This is a genomic window from Pseudoalteromonas agarivorans (assembly GCF_024518735.1).
Lineage (GTDB): Bacteria > Pseudomonadota > Gammaproteobacteria > Enterobacterales > Alteromonadaceae > Pseudoalteromonas > Pseudoalteromonas atlantica.
In genome coordinates, this window is sequence record NZ_JANIGJ010000008.1 from 17,640 (window position 1) to 40,970 (window position 23,331).

Below are 23,331 nucleotides of genomic sequence, written 5' to 3' on the forward strand. Positions count from 1 at the left end.
TATGTCGTTTAGTTTATTAAATATTGCCAGTGCTGGGGTGCGTTCAAGCTCTGAGCTGTTGCAAACGACCAGTAAAAACATCACCAATGTAAATACAGAAGGCTACGTACGTGAGCGCACTGAATTTACCACGATGGTTGATAACCAAGTAGGTCGCGGCGAAACATACAGGTTATTGAACGAGTTTGCCCAGTCGCAGTTAAACCGCGACACGTCAAATAAATCGTTTTTTGATCAATTTGTAACAGAAGCCAACCGTGTTGATACTATTTTTTCAGAAGAGTCTAATAACTTATCAACGGGCATAAATTCATTATTTAATAACGTGCAAGAGGCGCTAAATCAGCCGTCTTCAACAGTTGCTCGCTCATTAGTAATGACCGATGCGCAAAGCTTAGTTGATCAAATGGATAGGCTTTCGGGTATCGTGCTTGAGCAACAAGGTATAGTGAATGAGCAGCTTGAGATTTTTTCTGAAGAAGCCAACTCACTCATCCAAAATATAAATACGTTAAACCAAGAAATTGCAGTCGTAAATGGCACAAATAACGCATCAAGCGCAAGCTCTATTTATAACCAGCGCGACTTAGCGATTCGTGAATTATCAGAGCTTGTTGATATAGAAACACTTGATGGCCCTAATGGCGAAAAACTCGTCTTTATGGGCAGCGGTGAATCTTTAGTTATGGAAAACGGTACATTTAACTTGTTTTCACTGTCGGGCGACCCCGATCCTAATTTTAAAGAATTGACGCTTGACGTTAATGGCGGCAAAGCTGTGCCGCTAGAAATAGATGCAACTAAATTAAAAGGCAAAATTGGCGGCTTGTTGGCTTTTAGAGACGACATACTCGTGCCTGCACAAAACCAAATTGGCCAAATGGGATTGGCAATTGCAGATGCGTTCAACGAGCAAAATAAATTGGGTATGGATGCTAACGGCGAGCTAGGCGGTGATATATTTAATATACCTACCGTGGGTGCTTATGCATACCAAGCTAATACCGGCGGCGCCAGTTTAACTGCCACGCTTGAGGCTGGTAAAGGCAGTGAACTGCCTGCCAGCGACTTTATTGTTACTTATACCGCTAATGCAAATGAAGTGAGCATTCAGCCTATAGATAATAAAGGGGAGCCGATAGGCAGCGCCTCTTTAGCGACGATACCGCCATCAGGTGTTATCGACTCAGATGACATTACGAGTGGGGAGTCGTTTGGTTTACAAATTGATGTAGCCGGTACAGGTAATACAGGTGATCAGTTTCAAATTAAACTTAACTCAGAGGCGGCAACCAGTATTTCCCTTGCGACAAGCCGCGGTGAAGACTTAGCACTGGCATCGCCTATTCGTACAGCTAACAGCATAGATAATGTAGGTACAGCGACTATTTCAGCCGGAGAAGTAACAAGTGTTACCTCGGGTGGCTTTAACACTACCCCTGGTTTAGACAATGGCGATATCACGTTAGTTAAAACAGGCACTGCAAACGAATATCAAATTACAGATGCAAATGGCACCACGACGTTTACAGTAACGCCTCCAGCAGAAGGCGTACTGGCTCAGGCTGGCGCACCTTATAGCAATTATGGCTTTGATTTTGACATTGAAGGCACGCCAGCCACTGGAGACACCTTTACCCTTGAATTTAACGAAGGCGGCTTTGACGATAACCGTAATGGTTTAAAACTCGCTGATTTACAAAATGGTGAGTTAGTACGTAAAAATGTAGTGACAACAGCCACTGCCGACAATCACGAAACGTTTAACCAAGCCTATTCAGGGTTAGTGAGCGATATTGGCGTAGTCACTGGCCAAGCCATTACCAGTGCCAGCGCATTTGATGCGTTAGCAGAGCAATCAGAAGCGTGGTATGAGTCGCTCTCAGGTGTAAACCTAGATGAAGAGGCTGCCAATTTACTGCGTTTTCAGCAATCATATTCAGCATCAGCTCAAGTGTTGGCTGCAGCTCAAGAAATTTTTGACACCTTATTAAGTGCAGCGAGGTAATTATGCGTTTATCAAATAACTTAATGTACCAAAACAACATTAATAAAATACTCGATAGTCAACAAAGTGTTGCTAATGCACAAGAGCAAGTAACGACAGGTAAAAAATACTTAACTACCTCAGAAGCACCTGCTGCTATTTCGCAAGGGATGCTTTACTCAAATAAAATACAAACAAATGAGCAGCATGCTAAAAATATTGACCAATTAAATGGCCGCCTAGAAACTGAAGAAACCATCTTACAAAGTATAAATACTAATATTCAGCAAGCCCAAGAGCTGGCTATTCAAGCGGGCAATGGTGCTTATACTCAAGATGATTTAGAGTCTATCGCGGCTGAGCTGAGTGAAATACAAAAAACACTCGTCAATTTAATGAATACCCGCTCAGAAGACGGTAAGTTTATTTTTTCAGGCTACCAAGACAGCACCCAACCATACCAGTTTGACTCTACAACAGGTGAGTACACCTATAATGGGGATCAAGGCCAGCATGTTATAACCATAGCTGAAGGAGTAAGTATTAAATCAAGCGATAACGGTTTTGATACGTTTGAGAAAAGCGACGCAAGGTTAAATGTTACTGATAATCAAGCTGCGATCCCGGTAACTACGCCTGCAAATAATATTACAGCAGGCACGGTTTATGTAGATGGTCAAACAGAGTTCGACCGGTTTCATCAAGATAATTACAACGCTGATCCAACCGCAGCGGCAACAGCGAACACGTATAATGTGGTAATAACACCAGGCGCTACGGCGAACGACCCTGATACTTATGAAATTTTGCGTGACGGCGTGTCGTTGAGCCCCGCACAAGTAGGCGAGGTAACGGATGAGCCAATCGATTTTGCAGGCATGAAAATCGAATTTGAAGGTGCAGCACCAGGGCAGCTTGATTTTACCCTCGAAAAGCCACACAAAGAAAACGTGCTTAATACATTACAATCGCTCATTACGGGATTAAATGATGGCACACTTGAAAACGATGATTTTCAGCAAGTATTAGCCGATGGTGTAGTACAGCTTCAAAATGCAAGTGAGCAAGTTGTGTACACGCAAGCGAGCTTAGGTGGGCGTATGAATGCGGTTGAAAGCGTGAGTGACTCAAACCTTGCGCAAGATATTCAAAACAAAAGTAACCTTTCTGATTTAGTAGAGGTAGACATGGCAGAAGCCATTAGTGAACTCACTAAACAAGAAACCGCACTGCAAGCATCGCAAGCTACGTTTGGCCGTTTAACAAACCTTTCTTTATTTGATTACTTATAAACAGATTATAAGCAGAAATACCTTGCCGCTTTAGTTAATACAAAGCGGCAAAAACCTCCCTCAAAATAGCGGCAATAAATTGTCGTCACTCCAGCTAACCAGATAACTTATTATTAACGTTTAATATTTTGATATAAAAAACTTTAAAAACATATAGTTATATTTATTTTTAAAGTTGGCACAGTAAATGCTTTTCTAATAATTAGAAATTATCGAATAGTGGTTCCTGTTAAAACGTGCTGAACCACACTCTGTTTAAACCTAGGAGATGGTAAAATGGCATTAACAGTAAATACTAATGTGTCGTCACTGAACGCACAACGTAACTTAACAAAATCTGGCGAAGGCCTAGCAACGTCAATGGAGCGTTTATCATCAGGTATGCGTATTAATAGCGCAAAAGATGATGCGGCGGGCTTACAAATTTCAAACCGCTTAACCTCACAAATAAATGGTTTATCAGTTGCTCAACGTAACGCCAACGATGGCATTTCAATGGCGCAAACCGCTGAAGGCGCAATGAGTGAGTCGACCAACATACTTCAGCGTATGCGTGAACTTGCTCTGCAAGCAGCTAATGGTTCAAACTCAGCAGAAGATAGAGAAGCACTGCAAAAAGAAGTGTCAGCACTCCAGGTTGAGTTAACACGTATTGCAGAAACTACCTCATTTGGTGGTCAACAACTACTAGATGGTAGCTACGGAAGTAAAACTTTCCAAGTAGGCGCTAACGCTAACGAAACAATTAATGTATCACTTTCAAGCGTTGCAGCAGAAAAAATTGGCTCAAACCAATTAAATTTACAAGGTATTGCAAATACAGGTTTTGGTACTGCTGCTGCAGCTGGCGCTACAGCACCTGCAAACTCAGTCGCTGCGGGTACATATACGATTTCAGGACGTGATGATTCAATAATTAATATTGAAGCAGGTACCACAGCAAAAGATGCCGCAGCTAAAATTAACCAAATGACAGGGACTACCGGCGTTACTGCGCAAGCGCGTACAGAGGCGGTTCTTGATATTGGTGGTGCAGCTACCGTTGCTGATGAAATAGTAAGCTTTGAGCTAAATGGCGAAAAAGTATCGTTTGTTGCCACTGCTAATGTAGACAGTGATGAGCAAGCAATGGCTGAAGCGATAAATGCGCGTACAGATGAGCACGGCGTTACAGCTGTAATAGAAAATGGCGTGCTAACTATCTCTAACAACCAAGGTGAAGACGTCGTAATCGAAGATTTCGAAACGACTGATGCTACAGGTACGCCGGTTGCTGCTACTTTAGCTGTTACCGCAGCATCATATGATGGTAACCCAGATACCGCAGTAACACTTACCAGTGGTAGTGGCACAGATTCAACACGAGTAATGGGAAGTATTCAGCTTAATTCTGCAGAAGTGTTTACTGCCACTGCAGGCAATACATCTTTAGCTGCGACTACCAATGAGACCACCAGTAAACTTGAAAATGCAGCTGATATTGATGTGACTACTCAAAAAGGCTCTCAAGATGCGCTTTCAATCATTGATAATGCAATAGCCAATATTGATGAGCAGCGTGCGGGATTAGGTGCTGTTCAAAACCGCTTTAGCTTTACAATTAACAACCTTGCAAACATTGAAGAAAATGTAACCGCATCGCGTAGCCGTATTCAAGACACCGATTTTGCTACGGAAACAGCAGAGATGACTAAAAACCAAATCCTACAGCAGGCAGGTACATCAATCCTTTCACAGGCAAACCAAGTACCACAGGCTGCGATTAGCTTATTAGGTGGTTAGTAATAAACGCTATTAATAAAACTTATAAAAAGCACATCTTGATAGGTGTGCTTTTTTGTTTTTTGTCCATAAATAGCACGCTGTACGTGAATTAAAAACTTTTTTAGGGGGAAGTGAATTTATTATTCTCTTTAAAATTAGGTGGTTAGGTTTATTTAATAAATTACTTTAAAAATAAATCAAAATAACGCTAAAGATAAATTTTCTCCTGCCGTTAACTTAACCAGTACAGAGCTTGAACATACAATTGTGACAGCTCTTGGTTAAATCTAAACAGTCACATTACGAAAGTAATCAGGAGTTTTATTATGATTTCAGTAAATACAAATGTATCTTCATTAAACGCTCAGCGTAACTTATCTACTTCAGGCTCTGACCTTGCAACGTCAATGGAACGTTTATCATCAGGTATGCGTATCAACAGCGCAAAAGATGATGCGGCAGGCCTACAAATTTCAAACCGTTTAACTTCACAAGTAAATGGTTTAGCAGTAGCACAGCGTAACGCTAACGATGGTATCTCAATGGCACAAACTGCTGAAGGTGCAATGAGTGAGTCTACAAGCATATTACAACGTATGCGTGAACTAGCACTACAATCTGCTAACGGTTCAAACTCTTCAGAAGACCGTGAAGCACTGCAAAAAGAAGTGTCTGCATTACAAGTTGAATTAACACGTATCGCAGAAACAACATCATTTGGTGGTCAGCAATTATTGGATGGTAGTTTTGGTTCTAAGTCTTTTCAAATTGGTGCTAATTCTAATGAAACAATTAACGTGTCACTTTCAAGTGTTGCAGCTAACAAAATTGGTACAAATCAAATAAACCTTCAATCAGCAGCAGCAGGTGGTTTTGGTCAAGCGACTACTGCAGCGGGAACGCTACCAGCAACAAGTGCTGTAGCAGGTAGTACAATTGATATTTCTGGTCGTGAAGATTCAACTGTAAATATTGCAGCTGGCGCAACCGCAAAAGAAGCAGCTGCGGCAATCAATAGTGCGACAAGTACAACAGGCGTTACAGCACAAGCAAGAACAGAAGCAAATTTAAGTTTTAATACAGCAGCTGCGGCCGATGAAACAGTAAGTTTAGATTTAAACGGAGAAAAACTTTCTTTTGTAGCAACAGGTAGTGCTGATGGTGATAACCAAGCTTTGGCTGAGGCAATAAACGCTAAAACAGACGAACACGGTGTTTCAGCTTCTATCGACAACGGTGTGCTGTCTATTTCAAATAACGATGGTGATGATATTACCATTGAGAATGTTACAGATACTGCAGCTACTTCAACGGTTAGCATTGCAGTGACACCTCAAGGTTATGATGGTACTGATGGCATAGCAACAAACTTGGTTGATGGAACTGGCGCTACGCGAATTACTGGCGGCGTACAAGTGAATTCATCTGAAGTATTTACTGTAACACCAAATGATGCGTCTTATGCTCCAGCAGCAGAAACCACAAGTAAACTTGTTGATGTTGATTCAATTGATATTCTGTCTCAAAAAGATTCACAAGATGCACTAGCAATTATCGACAACGCAATTGCGAACATCGATGCTCAGCGAGCTGGTTTAGGTGCGGTTCAAAACCGTTTTGACCACACTATTAGTAACCTTGCTAACATTGAAGAAAACGTATCTGCATCACGTAGCCGTATTCAAGATACAGACTTTGCAACTGAAACTGCAGAGATGACGAAAAATCAAATCTTGCAACAAGCAGGTACGTCAATCTTATCGCAAGCGAATCAGTTACCACAAACAGCACTTAGTTTACTAGGTTAATAAGTAAAACGTTATAGCTTAATGTGTAGCTAGCTAGTACATAAAGTCAGTATTAGTTTTAAAACAAGGAGGTGGCTTTAGCTACCTCCTTTTGTGGTTTAAGGGTATAAATTAAGCTATTGTTAGTTTAATAACTATACAAGTTCGGCAAAATTTAGGAGGCGTTATGAACACTATTACTTCAAACGCAGAAGTTACGATAGCATCAACATCTTTAACTGGTGAAGATAAACAAGTAGGGCAGTCTGGAGCGACATTGACTCAGCGCGCTGTTGATGACGTAAATAAAACGGATGAACAAGGCTTGCAAAACCAGTTAAACAATCAATATACGCAGCAAAGCTCTGAGGGCAATAGTTCACAAAACCAACAACTTGAGCGTGAACAGCTTGAAAAAGTGGCGCAACAATTGCAGGAGTTTATGGGAGAGATGAGCCGTAGCCTGCAATTTCAAGTTGATGAAGACTCAGGCCGTGACGTTATTAAAATACTTGATAAAACCAGTGGTGATGTCATTAAGCAATACCCTTCGGAAGAAGTGTTAAGCTTAGTGTCAAAGCTTTCTGAATCTGCGGGTATTTTAATCGATCAAACAGTTTAGTCTTCGTATAGTTGATATATTATTAGTTACGTTTTTTGGGGTTTAAAGAGGTGAAGTATGTCTATTTCGTTTAATGGTTTGGGCTCTGGCTTAGCCGTGTCAGATATAGTTGATGCGCTAGTTAATGCTGAGCAGGCTCCAGCTGAGGCTCGTTTAAACACTCAAGAAAGCAATTTAACTACCGACATTTCTGCTGTAGGCGCTCTAAAGTCAGCTTTGGAACAAGTGCAAACAGCAATGGAAGCGTTAGGGGATGCAGATAACTATCAAAAGCGCAGTACGTCAGGCAATGATGATTTTGTCTCTATCAGTGCTGATGAAGACGCCCAGCCAGGTGGTTATTCTGTAAAGGTTAATAACCTTGCTACAGAGCATAAAATACTATCAGAAGCATTTGACGCTGACGCTGCAGTGGGTGAAGGTACTATGACATTCAGTTCAGGCGAGAATAGTTTTGATATTGAAGTATCAGATACCGCTACCTTAAGTGAAATAAGAGATGCAATTAACGACAGCAGCGATAACGACAGCATAAACGCAACAATAATAACAGATGATACCGGTCAGCATTTAGTGCTGGCAGCTAAAAATAGTGGGCTTGAGAACGAGATTAAAGTCGAGGTAACCGATACTGATGGTAATAACACCGACACTAATGGGTTATCTCGTTTAGCCTTTGATTCTGCTGGTGTTCAAAATGCCTCAGAAATTATTGCTGCAACCGATGCATCAATTACTATCGATGGCTCCCTCACAGTTAGTAGTTCTTCAAATACGTTTACTGATGTTATAGACGGTATAACAATCACCGCTAAAAAAGCTCAGGGTACTGATGATGATTTAAGTGATATATCGGTAACCGAAAATAATAACAATATCCAATCGGGCTTAAACAATTTTATTTCTAGTTACAATGAATTACTTGAACTTAGTAATAACTTAGGGGCATCAAGCGAAGATGGTGCTGGTGTAATGGCCGGTGATTCGTTACTACGCGGTGTAATGTCTAAATTGCGAGAGCAGATTACCGACTCTGTAGATTTAGGCAATGGCAACTCATTATCACTTTCGCAATTAGGTGTTGAAGCCGATCGTTATGGAGTATTGACGCTTAACACCGAGACTTTAAATGAAAAAATTGATGAAGATGTCGACTTAGTGCAGCAGTTTTTTGTAGGCTCTGATGAAGACGAAGGCGGCTTTGCCCAATCGTTTGATGAGTTAATGAGTTTTTATACTGACGCTGACGGCATTATCCAAAACCGTATCGACAGTAAAACAAATCAATTAGAAGATATTGATGAACAGCGCGAAAGCCTGACAAGTAAAATGGAATCGTTATCTTCTCGATTATATGCTCAATACAACGCCATGGATTTATTGGTAGCGAGCTTAAACTCGACAAGTAGTTACGTGCAAGCGCAGCTTGAAAATATGCCTGGTGTGGTGAGTAATAATTCTTAATTTTCCATATTAATTATGAACATAAAAAAACCGTTTAAAAACGGTTTTTTTATGTCTAAATATTGCCTTTAAGAAGCTTAGTAAGTTTAAAGTTGCTAGAGGTAGCTAAACCGATTTATAAGCCGAGATTGCTTTACCTGTTTTTTTTTGCTTAATTATGGCTTTAGATGATTCATTTTTTACAGCATTTGCCTGTTTGCTAATGTTGTTGATGTTGGCTTGCACAACCATAAGTTGCTCGGCGGTAGGCGGGTTATCGCTTTCGCACCAGCGCTTAAGCTCACTATTTAAAGTATCCATAATAGGGGGAGCTTCATCAGCGTTATTGCTTTGCACTAATAATTCGATTCTGCTGAGCAATTGATTAATATGCTCAGCTTTGCTTGTTTCCTCTAAAGCCATTAGCTTATACCGCAGGATTACGCTGATCGACAGGAATGCTATCCCACCCTTCTTTAATTTCTTTAATAATGCCAGCTACTTCAGAAATAATCTCAATATCATTGTCAACATTTGCTTGCACAAGGCGTCTTTGGCAGTAGTCATAAAGTGCTAATAAATTATTTGAAATACTCGGATCTTGTTCCACTTCTAAATTAAGCGCGTCTTGTAATGCACCTAAGAGTAAAATACAGGCAGAGATGTTTTCGCCTTTTTTTTCTATTTCTTTGCGCTCAATAAACCCTTTAGTAGCGGCCAAGCGGCCAATTATGTTACTAAAAATAAGGTTAATTTGCTCATAGGGCGCCATTTCTGCGATGTTGCTGGCGCGCACTTGAGAATATTTTTTTAATGAAACATGAGCCATGGAAAATCCTAAATAAATATGTGAAATCGTCTGTACGTAACAAAAGCAATATTAATGCCAAACATATTGCATTTATTTAGTTATCGGCATTGTTGCTTTCAACTTAAGTTAATTATAGTTTATATTTTTGACCTACGTAGATTTATGCACTAAGTAAAAAACAAGACATGGCATTAGCTTTAAGTATTAAACAACAAAACAATACTTAAGTTTTAATTATTAAGTATTATTGTTTTATAGCGATGTCTATTTTTTGGCGTTTATGTCAAAAAACCGCCGCTATTACTTGCATCCATACAGATCTCGCTTACAATTTAGCTAATAAAATGAATTAGTGAAATTATGGCTCGCTAACTATGATCTTGATTTTAGATAATAATAATAACCGTGCAATAGGATTACATGCATCACTTACCTTTATTGGGGAAGCTGTGAAGTTACTTGACGAAAGTGATTTTGAGCAAGTATCTAGTAAGTATCAACAACAAGAATGCATTGTTATTTTAGGTGCATTGCAAGGCTTAGATCATGAAAGCTTAATTAAGCGTTTTCCAACCCTGCCTTTTTTACTGATTGGTGAAACACTCAAGCCATTATTAAGCATTGCTAATGTAGTGGGACTAATTTGTGAGCCGTTTAATCACGAAGTAACCACACAGTTATTACACGACTGCCAACAGTACCAACGTATGCTTCCTGGAAGTCACAAGCATCATAAGCCACACAAAACATTTGATGGTTTAGTTGGCGAAACTGATGCTGTTAAAAACGTACGCTTTTTAATTGAGCAAGTGGCTAAAACCGATGCAAACGTGCTTATTTTAGGTGAGTCGGGTACAGGTAAAGAGGTGGTTGCGCGTAACGTCCATTTATTATCTAAACGCAATACTGGGCCGTTTGTACCAGTGAACTGTGGCGCTATTCCTGGAGAGTTGCTCGAAAGCGAGTTATTCGGTCACGAAAAAGGGGCGTTTACCGGCGCTATTTCTGCACGTAAAGGGCGCTTTGAATTGGCTCAAGGCGGTACGCTATTTTTAGATGAAATTGGCGATATGCCGCTGCAAATGCAAGTAAAGTTATTGCGTGTATTACAAGAGCGCAGCTACGAGCGTGTAGGTGGCACAAAAGCTATTCAAGCAGATGTACGGGTGATTGCCGCTACTCATCGCAACCTTGAGGAAATGATTGAAAAGGGCAGCTTTAGGGAAGATTTATATTACCGTTTAAACGTGTTTCCTATTGAAAACCCGTCTCTTAATGAGCGTGCAGACGACATACCTTTATTACTTAAAGAGTTAATGCGTCGTGTGAATGAGCAAAGTGGTACGTCGGCTAAATTTACAGAGCGCGCGGTAGAGAGCCTAAAAGAGCATGCTTGGCCTGGTAATATTCGAGAGCTTGCTAATTTAGTGGAGCGCATGGTGATTATGTTCCCTGAAAAAGTAGTGGATGTACCCGATTTACCCAATAAATATCGCTACATCGAGGTAGACGCATACGAGCCAGAGTACCCTGAAGAGCTACTTGAAAAAGATGCCTTTAACGATATTTTTAGCTCAGGTTTTAGCGATTATGATAATGAACCTGAGCCTGAATTTAGCCAACCGGGATCTGGCGTATTACCCGAAGAAGGTATAGAGCTTAAAGATTATTTAGCAGAGCTTGAAATAAGCTTAATTACCCAAGCGTTAGAGCGTTTTGATTACGTTGTTGCCCGCGCCGCAGAAATATTAGGTGTAAGGCGTACAACGCTTGTTGAAAAAATGAAAAAGTACAATCTATCGCGAGATTAGCCAAACTTAGCAAGTGCCGAACCACTACAAATTACCGAGTTTGGCTCTTTTAATTTCTTGCTTACAGCTTACAGCTTACAGCTTACAGCTTACAGCTTACAGCTAATAACTTTTAATAATCTCGGCTCTTCTAAAACAATCATTACTATGATCGTTAACCATGCCACAGGCCTGCATATGTGCGTATACCGTTGTAGGGCCCAAAAATTTAAAACCTCGTTTTTTTAAATCCTTTGCAAACGCTTTTGACTCCTCGGTAATTGCAGGGGTATCTTCAACACTATTTAAATCACTAATAATTGGTTTATTGCCCACAAATCGCCATTGGTAATTACTAAAGCTGCCAAATTCTTTTTGAATCTCAATAAACCGCTGAGCATTATTAACGGTGGCAGCAATTTTTAAGCGGTTACGCACTATGCTCTCATCTCGCATTAGCCGTTCTATATCATCGGCTGTAAAGTTAGCCACTTTTTGCACATTAAAATTAGCAAATGCTTTTTTATAGCCTGCGCGCTTTTTTAAAATGGTGTACCAACTTAAGCCCGCTTGCGCCGACTCGAGAGTAATAAATTCAAATAATTTCGTGTCGTCATAAAGGGGGACTCCCCATTCTTCATCATGGTATTTCACGTAATCAGGCTTTGTGGCATCAAGCCACTCACAACGGCATTTATTTTGCTCACTCATTATTATTCCTTTTAGTGTGCGTCATTTTTTTGTTACGCGTTATTGTAAGGTAACTAAATGAAAAATATATAAAATAATATTGGTATAAATTGTGCATTTAGCCCTATATCTACATCATTAAGAGATTTGATTATGGCCCTTGCGAGTGTACTTAAACCACAGTTTATTACTGCAAAACAGTATAACCCATGTTTACTTCAAGAAGAGTACATTGGTGAATTAAGTGATTTAAGACAGCAGGCAAGTTGGCTGTCGCACTTAGTTGATACTATGCCTGCGGGTGTTGTTGTGCTTGATGGCAAAGGGCTTATTGCAAAAGCCAATCAAATAGCGATTGATATGTTAGGCGAGCCGCTCGAAGGAGAGAAGTGGTTTAACATTATTCAACGCTCTTTTCGTCCCCACCAAGATGATGGACATGAAGTGTCGCTCAAAGACGGGCGACTTATAAAGCTTGATATTACTGCGCTAGCGCCGGAGCCTGGGCAATTAATATTAATGACAGATTTAACAGAAACGCGCCGTTTGCAAAAGCGCGTAGCCCATATGCAACGTTTGAGTGCGCTTGGTAAAATGGTGGCATCGCTTGCGCACCAAGTGCGTACACCGCTTTCGGCGGCTATGTTATACGCGGCCAATTTGGGCTCTAAAAAGCTACCAGAGTCATCACGGGATAACTTTCAAACTAAGTTAATGTCGCGTTTAAAAGATTTAGAAACCCAAGTTAACGATATGCTGCTTTTTGCCAAAAGCGGCGAGCAACAAGTGGTTGAACAGGTTTCTATGCAGCAGCTTTTAAACGAGGTAAAACTAGGTGCCGATGCAATGGTGGCCTTAAATAACAGCTTACTTGTTGTTGAGCTACCAGAGCCAGACATAGAAATTACCGGTAATAAAACCGCGCTGGCCAGTGCTATTCAAAACCTTATTCACAATAGTATTCAAATTATTGGCAGCCAAGCCCAGGTGACATTAAAAGCGCAGCGCGATAGCAGCGAACCCGATACCGTGCGTATTAGCGTATGCGATAACGGCCCTGGTGTAGAGTTGAGCCAAATAGAGAAAATTTTTGAACCGTTTTATACCACAAAAAGCCAAGGTACAGGGCTCGGGCTTGCTGTTGTAAGCTCTGTGGCTAATGCGCATCAAGGACGTGTTGAAGTGGTTAATAATGCCAATGGTGGTGCATGTTTTAGTTTATTGCTGCCCATATGCACGGCCTCAACGCAGGAGAAAACAGCATGAGTAATACAATACTAGTGGTTGAAGATGATGCAGGTTTAAGAGAAGCACTCATAGACACGTTAGAGATGTCGGGTATTGCCTGTGTTGCAGCCGATAGTGCTGAGCAAGCCATGATCCAATTAAAAAAATCTGAGTTTTCATTAGTGGTCAGCGACGTGCAAATGGGCGCGATGAGCGGCCTAGATTTACTTAGAAGCATTAAGCTTAACTACCCAGATCTCCCCGTATTAATGATGACTGCCTATGCAACGATTGATGATGCAGTAGAGGCAATGCGCTTAGGCGCAATTGATTATATGGCTAAACCATTTGCCCCTGAGGTGCTTTTAAATATGGTTAGTCGGTATTTACCCGAAAAGCCAAAAGACACTGACGGCCCAATTGTTGCCGACCCTAGCAGTATTGCGCTTTTAGAGCTGGCGAGCAAAGTGGCGCGCTCAGATGCAAGTGTTATGGTGCTAGGCCCTAGTGGCTCTGGTAAAGAAGTGTTAGCGCGATACATTCACGATAAATCAAACCGATGCGATGCGCCTTTTGTGGCAATAAACTGTGCGGCTATTCCCGAAAACATGCTTGAAGCCACTTTATTTGGCTACGAAAAAGGCGCGTTTACCGGTGCAATACAAGCATGCCCAGGTAAATTTGAACAAGCCCAAGGCGGCACCATATTACTTGATGAAATAACCGAAATGGACTTGGGGCTGCAAGCTAAGCTATTACGGGTATTGCAAGAGCGTGAAGTTGAGCGTTTAGGTGCCCGAAAAACAATTTCACTCGACGTAAGAGTACTCGCAACCAGTAACCGCGACCTAAAAGAAGCCGTTGCAGATAATCAATTTAGAGAAGACTTATATTATCGCTTAAATGTATTTCCTCTAATGTGGCGACCGCTCTGTGAGCGCCCAGGCGATATAATTGTATTGGCTAAGCATTTAATAGAGCGCCATTTAGTTAAAAGTAAAGAGCCGCTAGCAACGCTTGATAGTGCCGCTGAGCAAAAATTACTAAGCCATGCATGGCCTGGTAATGTACGCGAGCTTGATAATGTAATTCAACGTGCGCTTATTTTGCGAACGGGCAATGTAATTGGCGAACAGGCTATTTTTATTGAAAACTTAATGCAAGCGCCAATTAACAGTACGCCTACACAGGAGATAGCGCCTGAACAAGCGTTCCCTCCCAGTGGCGCGTATTATGATGACAAAATAACGCCTGCAGAGGCGAGTAGCTCTCTGCCTAGTGTTGATACTGGCAGCTATAAAGATGAGCTAAAAGATAAAGAGCATAAAATAATATTAGAGACCCTAGCGCGCTGCCAAGGCAAGCGTAAAGATGTTGCCCAAACACTTGGGATCAGCCCGCGTACTTTACGTTATAAACTAGCGCAAATGCGTGATTTAGGTATTTCGCTGCCCGCATAACTTTATCCCTTTCTTCTATATAACCCTAAACTAACCATGCTTAGTTTAGGGTTGTCAAATCTCTGACTCTCAAAAATAATAGTTAACCTTATGTAATTAAAGGTTTATTTTTATGGCACACTTTGTGCTTTATTCCCTTTATGAACGTTAACTGCATTTGCCAGAGAAAATTATGAAAATTCAAAACAGCGCGCTATTTCAAGAAATGCAATCAATGGCTTTAGAAGCAGGCCATACAAATCAAATCAATAAGCTACCTACTCAAGCCCAGCCAACATCGTCTGCTCAATTTGGTGACTTACTAAGTGATGCATTAAACACGGTTAATGGCTTACAACAAGATGCCAAACAAAAAGTAGTAGCTGTTGAAATGGGTGATAGAAGCGTATCGCTTGCTGAGGCAATGATTGCCTCACAAAAATCGTCAGTGGCATTTGAGGCTACAGTACAAGTAAGAAATAAACTTGTTGAGTCATACCAAGAAATTATGAACATGCCTGTTTAAGTAGGTAGTGGAGAATTATTGTGGCGCAATCTAATCAATCAACAGATCTTGCTCTTGCTGGTGGCGGTATTGACCAAAGCGAAGATAACGAGCAACAAGAACAAAAGTCGGGCTACTTAAGCGCCTTAAATGGTGTTGATGTGCTTCGCCAAGTCACCCTTATTATTGCGCTGGCTATTTGTTTAGCTATTGCCATATTTGTGATTATTTGGGCACGTCAGCCAGACATGCGTCCACTTGGTAAAATGCCAACAGAAGAGCTGATCCAAACCCTTGATTTTTTAGATGCACAAAAAATTGACTACGAGCTAGACGGCAACGTGATTTCGGTTGATGAAAGCGAGTATCAAAACATTAAATTGCTGATGGCCCGTGAAGGCCTTGAGCAAGGTCCTACCTCAGGCACCGACATCATAATGCAAGATATGGGCTTTGGTGTTAGCCAGCGATTAGAGCGAGAACGTTTAAAACATGGCCGCGAGCAACAACTTGCCCGCACCATAGAAGAATTAAACAACGTAACACGCGCTAAAGTTTTATTAGCCATTCCAAAAGAAAACGTATTTGCACGCAGAGAGAAAAAGCCATCAGCCACAGTGGTATTAACTCTTAAGCGCGGAAGAATGCTTGATGGCGAAGAAATTGACTCAGTGGTTGATATGATTGCCTCTGCAGTACAAGGGCTTGAGCCTTCACGTGTTACGGTAACAGATCAAAATGGCCGCTTACTTAATTCAGGCTCGCAAGACTCATTAGCAGCACGCTCTCGTAAAGAGTACGACATTGAAAGAAAGCGTGAGCAAGAGTATTTAGAAAAAATAGACAGTATTCTTATTCCTGTAGTCGGCTTGGGTAACTACACGGCGCAAGTTGATTTAAACATGGACTTTAGCTCAGTAGAAGAAACACAAAAGCGCTACAACCCAGACTTACCAGCAGTAAGAAGCGAAACCACATTTGAAGAGAACAACATTGGTGGCTTAGCGGTAGGAATTCCTGGGGCACTTACTAATCAGCCACCTATGAATTCAACTATTCCAGAAGTGGCAGGTCAAGGCAATGCTGGTACAGCAACGAACCCAAGCAGAGTGCATAAAGAGGCTACACGTAACTTTGAGCTAGACACCACCATTTCGCATAAGCGCCAACAAACAGGGGTTATTCGCAGAATTAGCGTCTCGGTTGCCGTTGATTATGTGCCAAAAGTAGGTGAAAACGGCGAAACAACCATGGCGCCGCGCTCGGTAGAGGCTTTGTCAAATATACGTCGCCTATTACAAGGTGGGGTAGGTTTTGATATGCAACGTGGCGATGCACTAGAGGTGGTAACCGTGCCATTTGTACGCGAAGCAGTTGATTTAGATTTAGAAGTACCGCTGTGGGAGCAGGACTGGTTTATGAAAATCGTCCGCTTAGTACTGGGTGCGCTGGTTATTATTGTGCTTATTATGGCAGTTGTTAAGCCTATGCTTAAACGCTTAATATACCCAGATGATACGCTCGAAGAGTATGATGAAGATGCATTAAGCTCAGGGGTTGATATTGGCGATAGCACGCTAGATATGCTAAATAAAGACTTTGATTCTGCTTCTGTAGGCTTCTCAAGCGATGGTACACTACAGCTGCCAGATTTACATGGCGACGAAGATTTGCTTAAAGCGGTAAGAGCACTTGTAGCGAACGAACCAGAACTCTCATCACAAGTAGTGAAAGCGTGGTTAACAGAAGATGACTGATCAAGAACAAAAACAACTCCCGCCAGCGTTTGATGTTGACAAGTTAGATGGCGTAGATAAAGCTGCAATTCTTTTATTGAGCTTATCTGAAGAAGATGCAGCGCAAATACTTAAACACTTAGAGCCTAAGCAAGTGCAAAAAGTGGGTATGGCAATGGCCGCGCTAGATGACTTGTCACAATCTAAAATAAGCGCAGTCCACAATTTATTTATAGAACAAATACAAAGCTTTAGTACAATTGGCTTCCAGTCAGAAGACTTTATTAAAAAGGCGCTTACTGCCGCATTAGGTGAAGATAAAGCAGCAAGTTTAATAGACCAAATTGTAATGGGCTCGGGCGCTAAAGGCTTAGATTCACTTAAATGGATGGACTCAAAGCAAGTTGCCAATATTATTCGTAATGAGCACCCGCAAATTCAAACTATTGTTTTATCGTATTTAGAGCCTGAGCAATCGGCAGAAATCCTAGCGCAATTTCCTGAAAAAGTGCGCCTAGATTTAACTATGCGTATTGCGAACCTTGAAGAAGTGCAACCTGCAGCATTGCAAGAACTTAACGAAATTATGGAAAAACAATTTGCCGGCCAAGCAGGCGCACAAGCCGCTAAAATGGGTGGCTTAAAAGCCGCGGCAGATATCATGAACTACCTAGATACAAATGTAGAAGGGCAGTTGATGGACTCTATTCGTGAACACGATGAAGAAATGTCTCAGCAAATTCAAGATCTTATGTTTGTGTTTGAAAACCTTATGGATGTGGATGACCGCGGTATTCAAGCCATATTGCGTGAAGTACAGCAAGACGTACTAATGAAAGCGATTAAAGGGACTGACGAAGCGCTTAAAGATAAAATTTTGGGTAATATGTCTAAACGTGCTGCCGAAATGCTTGCCGATGACTTAGAAGCAATGGCACCGGTTAGAATAAGTGAAGTAGAAGCTGCCCAAAAAGAAGTGCTTTCAACAGCAAGGCGTCTATCTGACTCGGGTGAGATTCAGTTAGGTGGCGGCGGTGGCGAGGAGTTCCTGTAAGCTATGTCTAAATTAAAAGGTCGCCCTTTACATGCAGATGAAGCTGATGAGCTTTTAAAAAACTGGCCAATACCTGACGTTGCTCCTGATGAGCGTAGTTTTGGCAATCGTTCAACGGCTTTTGGTACACCGCTTTCTGATTTGTATAAAAAAGAAGTTGAAGAAGAAGCTGTAGAAGACACTCAGCCGCAAGAGCCTGAGCTGCCTTCGTTAACTATGGCAGAGCTTGAGCGCATTAGGCAAGATGCTTATGAGGAAGGCTTAAAGCAAGGGCACGAACAAGGCTACATAGATGGCTTTGAAAAAGGGGTTGGTGAGGGCAAAGAAGCAGGTTACAAAGAAGGCATAGAGCTTGGTAAAACACAAGGCCAAGAAGACGTTAAGCCGTTAATAGAAGAGCAGTTAACCAGCTTGCGTAGCATAATCGACAACCTCAGCGCTCCGCTTGATAAAGTGGACGAACTGGCAGAAAAGCACTTAGTGCAATTAGCGGTTATGTTGGCAGAAGCTATAACCTATCAAGAAATTAAAACATCGCCCGATGTTATTTTACATACGCTTAAAAAAAGCATAGATGCATTAAATACTGAGCAAGAAAAAGTTCGTGTGCATTTAAACCCAGATGACCTAGAGCTGGTAAAGCAAAGCTATGGTGAGCAAACTATTGCGGATAATAATTGGCAGCTAATTGCAGAACCCACACTCGAGCGCGGCGGTTGCGAAGTTAAAACACCACAATCGTCTTTAGATATGACCCTAAAAACCCGTGTCAAAGAAACGTTGGATAGCTTTTTGCATAATAGCGGTATCTAATCTTTTTTGTGGCGTGTTATGGCAGCTCAACGTGCACCTCTAAGCGAACGCTTAAATCAATACCAACACCATATCGCAGCGTTTAAACCTGCTGTAGCGGGTATTTTAACCCGAGTAGTCGGTTTAACCCTTGAGGCGAAAGGGCTACGTGCGCCTGTAGGCAGCCAATGCAAAATAGAAACTATGTCAGGGTTTGTAGATGCTGAGGTGGTGGGCTTTAGTGAGCAAACCCTTTACTTAATGCCTAATGACCACATTTCCGGTGTGTTGCCCGGTGCGCGTGTTATTCCACAAGTAAATGATACCGGCTTGCCCGTTGGTATGAGCCTACTAGGCCGCGTTGTAGATGGCCTAGGCCGCCCGCTTGACGGCCTGGGAAAAATTAACGCCGAACACTATTTAAAGTTTGCACAAAACCCCATAAACCCCCTCGCTAGAAGACCAATCAGCCAACCTATGGATGTAGGTGTACGGGCTATAAACTCAGTTATTACTGTAGGGCAAGGCCAGCGTATGGGTTTGTTTGCAGGCTCTGGTGTTGGTAAATCGGTCCTCTTAGGTATGATGACCCGCGGCAGTGAAGCCGATGTTATTGTGGTTGGCCTAGTGGGTGAGCGTGGCCGTGAGGTAAAAGAATTTATTGAAGAGATACTCGGTGTAGAAGGGCGCAAACGCTCTGTTGTGGTAGCTGCTCCTGCTGATGCATCGCCTCTTATGCGCTTAAAAGGCTGTGAAAGCGCGGTGACCATTGCTGAGTACTTTCGTGATCAAGGTTTAAACGTATTGTTATTGCTTGATTCAGTAACACGTTACGCTATGGCGCAACGCGAAATAGCGCTAGCGGTTGGCGAACCTCCTGCTACAAAAGGGTATCCGCCTTCTGTATTTGCTAAATTACCGGCGCTGGTAGAGCGAGCGGGTAATGGCGGCGAAGGTCAAGGGTCTATCACTGCGTTTTTTACAGTGCTTAGTGAGGGCGATGATATGCAAGACCCAATAGCCGATGCTGCACGTGCTATTTTAGATGGGCATATTGTACTTTCGCGTGACTTAGCCGATAGCGGTCATTACCCCGCGATAGATATCGAAAAATCAATTTCTCGTGTTATGCCGCAAGTGGTGTCTGAGCCTCATATGCAGCAGGCCCGCGTATTAAAACAAGTGTATTCAATGTATCAGCAAAATAAAGATATGATCACCTTAGGTGCGTATCAAAAAGGGGCTGACCAAATGCTTGATCAAGCTATAAATATGATGCCGCGCGTAAATGCGTTTTTACAGCAAGGTATGCGTGATGTAATAAGTTACGACGATGGTTTACACGGCCTAGCCCAATTACTAGGACAAGCATAATGGCAAAAAATAAGCTCGATTTACTGCTTAAGCTCGAAACCGACAAAGAAGAAAATCTGCGCATGAGCTACTTACAAGCCAATCAAAATTTACAAGCTAACCAACAAAAGCTGCAAGGGTTAAATAACTTTAGATTAGAATACTCTCAGCAATTACATGTGAAAGGAAAGTCCGGTTTATCAAGCGCGGGCTTTGGCCAGTACCATGCCTTTATAGCAAAAATTGAAGAAGCGATTCGTCAGCAAGCCAGTACGGTAAATACCGCTAAGCAAGTTGTAACACAGCGTAAAGCTTTGTGGTTAAAGCAGCAGGTAAAAGCAAAAGCCGTAGCAAAATTAATTGAAAAACAAAACCTAAAAGCAGCGGCGTTAATGGCAAAGAGTGAGCAAAAAATGCTGGACGAGTTTTCTACTAATCAATTTTTTCAGCGCCGTAAAAGTTTATAACTTTGGCGCGTTTATTGCTTTGTTGGTAGGTGGTAATTAATTTTGGCAAAGTGCGGTGGCAACTTGCCGCAGTGCTGTGTAGGTGAATTATGGCAATAAACGATATTTCAATGTTGGCAACAGCTGAAAAAGACTCTTTTTTAGCATTTAAAGACAATAACTTACCTGCAGGTAACGAATCTGGTAATGCTTTTTTAAGCCAGCTACAAGATGCAGACAAACCCTTTGTCTTGCCTGCTAATTCTGAGGCTCCTAGCCAAACAGGCTCTTTATTGCCAACAGATGATAAGCAGCTAGCCAATAGCAAAAAACCGACAGCTTCATCAAGTGATGACACGCAAGATACGTTATTATCTGGCGACAGCGTTTTAGCACAAATAAACTCCTCGCAAGTGATTGATGTAAGTGTAAAAACACACGGCAGTAGCGATAATGATTTTAGCGATTTAAGTGCAAAAAAGAGTGATAAAAGTGTCAGCTTTTTAGCTTCGCAACTAGGGGAAACTGGTGAGGCCGATGCCATAACGACTAAAGCCGATGATACTCTTTTAGCTGATAATAATAGCAACGGCAAAAAAAGCGCGTTTACGAGCGCCGAGCTAGAAGTTAAAGCAGCTAAGCAAAGCACTGGAGAAAATTTAGCCCCTTCTTTAAAAAATGAAGGTAAAGGTGCTGAGAATACAAAAGCGCCAGGCACTGCGTTAAATGCTGAAGGTGCGCTGCCTATAAGCGATGCAGACATAGAGCAATTAGCCAAAGACCTGACTCTTTCATCTACGCAATCAGAGCTTTCAACTACATCTAAAGTACTCAACTCATTAAGCGAAGCGCAACGTGCACAATTAAACGAGCACGTTAAAAGCTCATTTACTGAAACCACGCCAAGTGAAGGTGATGATCGTGCAAGCTCCGTTAAACAATTACTGACAGAATTTGTCGTACAAAACGAAAAAGAGACAAGGACGCGCGGTGAGCTAGTTCAATCTCAGTTAAAAAACTTAAATAGCGATGAAAAGCAGGCAATACTTAGCCAATTAAAAAGCTATGTGAGTAACGAGCAACCAACAGGTGATACGCTCAAAAAAGTAAATGAAACAATAAGCAACTTACAAACTATGCTTGATGCGCAGCTTAGTGAGAGCAAAGCGCAAAGTGTGTCGAGCTCTGCAAATGCGGCTTTAAATGCGCAGCAAGCCAGTAATGCTGCAATGAATGCGAATACACCGCAAAATAAAGCCATGATTAATACTGAAGCACCCTCTAGTATTGAGCAAGACGGTGTAAATCCAGAAGAGTTAAACGCCTTAGAGGCCGAGCAGGAAAGCTTACTTAAAGAGCCTAAAACAAATACTGGTTTATCGCGTGTAGCTCAGGTGTTTACGTTGATAACCGATGGCATTAATAATACGCAGGCACAAATAAATACTCAGTACGACAACGCTCGTTATGAACAGTCTATTTTAGAGAGCCAAGCTATACAGTCGCAGCAATTACAAAGCAGCACCGCGCAGGTTAAGCAGGTAAATATAGATGCAAGTATGATGCAGGCTATTAATATTGTTAAAAGTGATGCAGCTAAAATGCTTCAAGAGCGTGTATCTTCAATGCTAAGCATTAGCAATAAAGAAGCTGAAATTCGCTTAGATCCGCCAGAAATGGGCAGTATGCAAATTCGTATCAGAAGTGATGCTGAACAAGCACAAATAAATTTTGTAGTGCAAAACCAGCAAGCTAAAGAAGCACTTGAACAATCAATGCCGCGCTTACGTGAAATGTTAGCCGAGCAGGGAATTGATTTAGGTGAAAGTACGATTTCTTACGGGCAATCTGGTAGTGAGCAAAGCGATGAAGGCGAAGGGCAATCACAAGATCAAACGGCTAATAAAAATACACAGCAGGATAAAAATGATGAACAAGATGGAGCTAACCCACAAAGTTCTCGACAACAAACTTCATCATCAATAGATTACTATGCCTAAGTACTGCTATTATAATAACTAAAACAAGCAAGTACCTTTGCTAAAAAAGGAATCACAATGGCCGAAGAAACAAGTTTAGAAATAGAAGAAACCGGTAAAAGCAAAAAAAAGCTGATCATAATCATAGTGGCAGTACTGCTTGTTGTTGGCGGTGGTGCAGGCTATTTTTTTATGGCGGGCGATGATGCACCCGTTGAAACATTAGATGAAGAAACAACAACTGCAGCGCAAAGCGACTCGGCTACACCTTCAGGCTCTTCAGCCGAAATGGGCAGTGCCTTGTATGTTGCTATGCCAAGACCCTTTGTGTTTAATGTACCTGGGTCAAGCAGAGATAGAATTGTACAAATAAAAGTGCAATTACTTGTGCGTGGCGATGTAAATGAAGAAACCGCTAAAAAGCACATCCCACTGATTGAAGGCACCTTATTAAGCGTGTTTTCAACCACCACAGCTGATGAGCTCAGCACCAGTGCAGGCAAAGAAACATTACGCTTTACTGCGCTTGAAAAAGTGCAAGCTGCGCTAAATGATGTTGAAGGCACTAAAGTAATTGAGCGGGTATTGTTTACCGGCTTTGTGATGCAATAAGG

General features: G+C 41.7%; 20 protein-coding genes and 1 pseudogene. 18 read left to right on the forward strand and 3 right to left on the reverse strand.

Annotation, left to right across the window (positions count from 1 at the left end):
• Position 1: 1 nt before the first annotated feature.
• The 7 genes and pseudogenes from flgK to fliD all read left to right on the forward strand — a co-directional run bounded on the left by flgK (position 2) and on the right by fliD (position 8,916).
• Positions 2–2,008 (forward strand): flagellar hook-associated protein FlgK, encoded by a 2,007-nt coding sequence (gene flgK, locus NQT65_RS14580; RefSeq protein WP_256851444.1) that lies wholly within the window; start codon positions 2–4, stop codon positions 2,006–2,008.
• A gap of 2 nt (positions 2,009–2,010) precedes the next feature.
• On the forward strand, positions 2,011–3,279 hold the full coding sequence (gene flgL, locus NQT65_RS14585) for a flagellar hook-associated protein FlgL (RefSeq protein WP_256851445.1): 1,269 nt from the start codon (positions 2,011–2,013) through the stop codon (positions 3,277–3,279).
• 276 nt (positions 3,280–3,555) lie between these two features.
• Positions 3,556–5,061 (forward strand): flagellin, encoded by a 1,506-nt coding sequence (locus NQT65_RS14590; protein ID WP_138686017.1) that lies wholly within the window; start codon positions 3,556–3,558, stop codon positions 5,059–5,061.
• 308 nt (positions 5,062–5,369) lie between these two features.
• Positions 5,370–6,290, forward strand: a pseudogene (locus NQT65_RS20300) (flagellin N-terminal helical domain-containing protein); the annotation flags it as partial.
• On the forward strand, positions 6,270–6,851 hold the full coding sequence (locus NQT65_RS20305; RefSeq protein WP_420875623.1) for a flagellin: 582 nt from the start codon (positions 6,270–6,272) through the stop codon (positions 6,849–6,851). The pseudogene NQT65_RS20300 and the gene NQT65_RS20305, both read left to right, overlap by 21 nt.
• A gap of 166 nt (positions 6,852–7,017) precedes the next feature.
• Positions 7,018–7,452, forward strand: a complete 435-nt coding sequence (locus NQT65_RS14610) for a flagellar protein FlaG (protein ID WP_138686015.1) — start codon at positions 7,018–7,020, stop codon at positions 7,450–7,452.
• A gap of 57 nt (positions 7,453–7,509) precedes the next feature.
• On the forward strand, positions 7,510–8,916 hold the full coding sequence (gene fliD, locus NQT65_RS14615) for a flagellar filament capping protein FliD (protein ID WP_256851446.1): 1,407 nt from the start codon (positions 7,510–7,512) through the stop codon (positions 8,914–8,916).
• Between the two features lie 105 nt (positions 8,917–9,021).
• On the opposite strand, the gene NQT65_RS14620 is transcribed toward fliD, so the two are convergent.
• Positions 9,022–9,318 (reverse strand): hypothetical protein, encoded by a 297-nt coding sequence (locus tag NQT65_RS14620; RefSeq protein WP_064386720.1) that lies wholly within the window; start codon positions 9,316–9,318, stop codon positions 9,022–9,024.
• 4 nt (positions 9,319–9,322) lie between these two features.
• Positions 9,323–9,724: a flagellar export chaperone FliS gene (gene fliS / locus NQT65_RS14625; protein ID WP_055015914.1), complete on the reverse strand. Its 402-nt coding sequence runs from the start codon at positions 9,722–9,724 to the stop codon at positions 9,323–9,325.
• Between the two features lie 356 nt (positions 9,725–10,080).
• Here fliS and NQT65_RS14630 point away from each other — a divergent pair, with 356 nt between their 5' ends.
• Positions 10,081–11,517, forward strand: coding sequence for a sigma-54 dependent transcriptional regulator (locus NQT65_RS14630; protein WP_256851447.1), 1,437 nt, complete (start codon positions 10,081–10,083; stop codon positions 11,515–11,517).
• A gap of 102 nt (positions 11,518–11,619) precedes the next feature.
• On the opposite strand, the gene NQT65_RS14635 is transcribed toward NQT65_RS14630, so the two are convergent.
• On the reverse strand, positions 11,620–12,207 hold the full coding sequence (locus NQT65_RS14635) for a DNA-3-methyladenine glycosylase I (protein WP_256851448.1): 588 nt from the start codon (positions 12,205–12,207) through the stop codon (positions 11,620–11,622).
• Positions 12,208–12,339: 132 nt separating this feature from the next.
• Here NQT65_RS14635 and NQT65_RS14640 point away from each other — a divergent pair, with 132 nt between their 5' ends.
• The 10 genes from NQT65_RS14640 (at position 12,340) to fliL (ending at position 23,329) form a co-directional block, all read left to right on the forward strand.
• Entirely contained in the window at positions 12,340–13,452 is a 1,113-nt protein-coding gene (locus tag NQT65_RS14640) for a sensor histidine kinase (protein WP_256851449.1), read from the forward strand.
• Entirely contained in the window at positions 13,449–14,873 is a 1,425-nt protein-coding gene (locus tag NQT65_RS14645; protein ID WP_256851450.1) for a sigma-54-dependent transcriptional regulator, read from the forward strand. The genes NQT65_RS14640 and NQT65_RS14645 overlap by 4 nt, the downstream gene beginning before the upstream one ends.
• Before the next feature lie 172 nt (positions 14,874–15,045).
• A complete protein-coding gene (fliE, locus tag NQT65_RS14650) occupies positions 15,046–15,378 on the forward strand; it encodes a flagellar hook-basal body complex protein FliE (protein WP_004588289.1) in 333 nt (110 codons plus the stop codon).
• A 20-nt stretch (positions 15,379–15,398) separates the two neighbouring features.
• Positions 15,399–17,114, forward strand: coding sequence for a flagellar basal-body MS-ring/collar protein FliF (gene fliF / locus NQT65_RS14655; protein WP_004588290.1), 1,716 nt, complete (start codon positions 15,399–15,401; stop codon positions 17,112–17,114).
• A complete protein-coding gene (gene fliG / locus NQT65_RS14660) occupies positions 17,107–18,147 on the forward strand; it encodes a flagellar motor switch protein FliG (protein WP_004588291.1) in 1,041 nt (346 codons plus the stop codon). Before fliF ends, fliG begins: the two co-directional genes overlap by 8 nt.
• A 3-nt stretch (positions 18,148–18,150) precedes the next feature.
• Positions 18,151–18,960 (forward strand): flagellar assembly protein FliH, encoded by an 810-nt coding sequence (gene fliH, locus NQT65_RS14665; protein WP_256851451.1) that lies wholly within the window; start codon positions 18,151–18,153, stop codon positions 18,958–18,960.
• A gap of 18 nt (positions 18,961–18,978) precedes the next feature.
• The gene (fliI, locus tag NQT65_RS14670; protein ID WP_096041360.1) at positions 18,979–20,313 is read left to right on the forward strand and encodes a flagellar protein export ATPase FliI; all 1,335 of its coding nucleotides are present in this window, start codon (positions 18,979–18,981) and stop codon (positions 20,311–20,313) included.
• Positions 20,313–20,759, forward strand: coding sequence for a flagellar export protein FliJ (gene fliJ / locus NQT65_RS14675; RefSeq protein ID WP_256851452.1), 447 nt, complete (start codon positions 20,313–20,315; stop codon positions 20,757–20,759). The genes fliI and fliJ overlap by 1 nt, the downstream gene beginning before the upstream one ends.
• A gap of 89 nt (positions 20,760–20,848) precedes the next feature.
• The gene (locus NQT65_RS14680) at positions 20,849–22,738 is read left to right on the forward strand and encodes a flagellar hook-length control protein FliK (protein WP_256851453.1); all 1,890 of its coding nucleotides are present in this window, start codon (positions 20,849–20,851) and stop codon (positions 22,736–22,738) included.
• Between the two features lie 57 nt (positions 22,739–22,795).
• The gene (fliL, locus tag NQT65_RS14685; RefSeq protein ID WP_004588296.1) at positions 22,796–23,329 is read left to right on the forward strand and encodes a flagellar basal body-associated protein FliL; all 534 of its coding nucleotides are present in this window, start codon (positions 22,796–22,798) and stop codon (positions 23,327–23,329) included.
• Positions 23,330–23,331 lie beyond the last annotated feature (2 nt).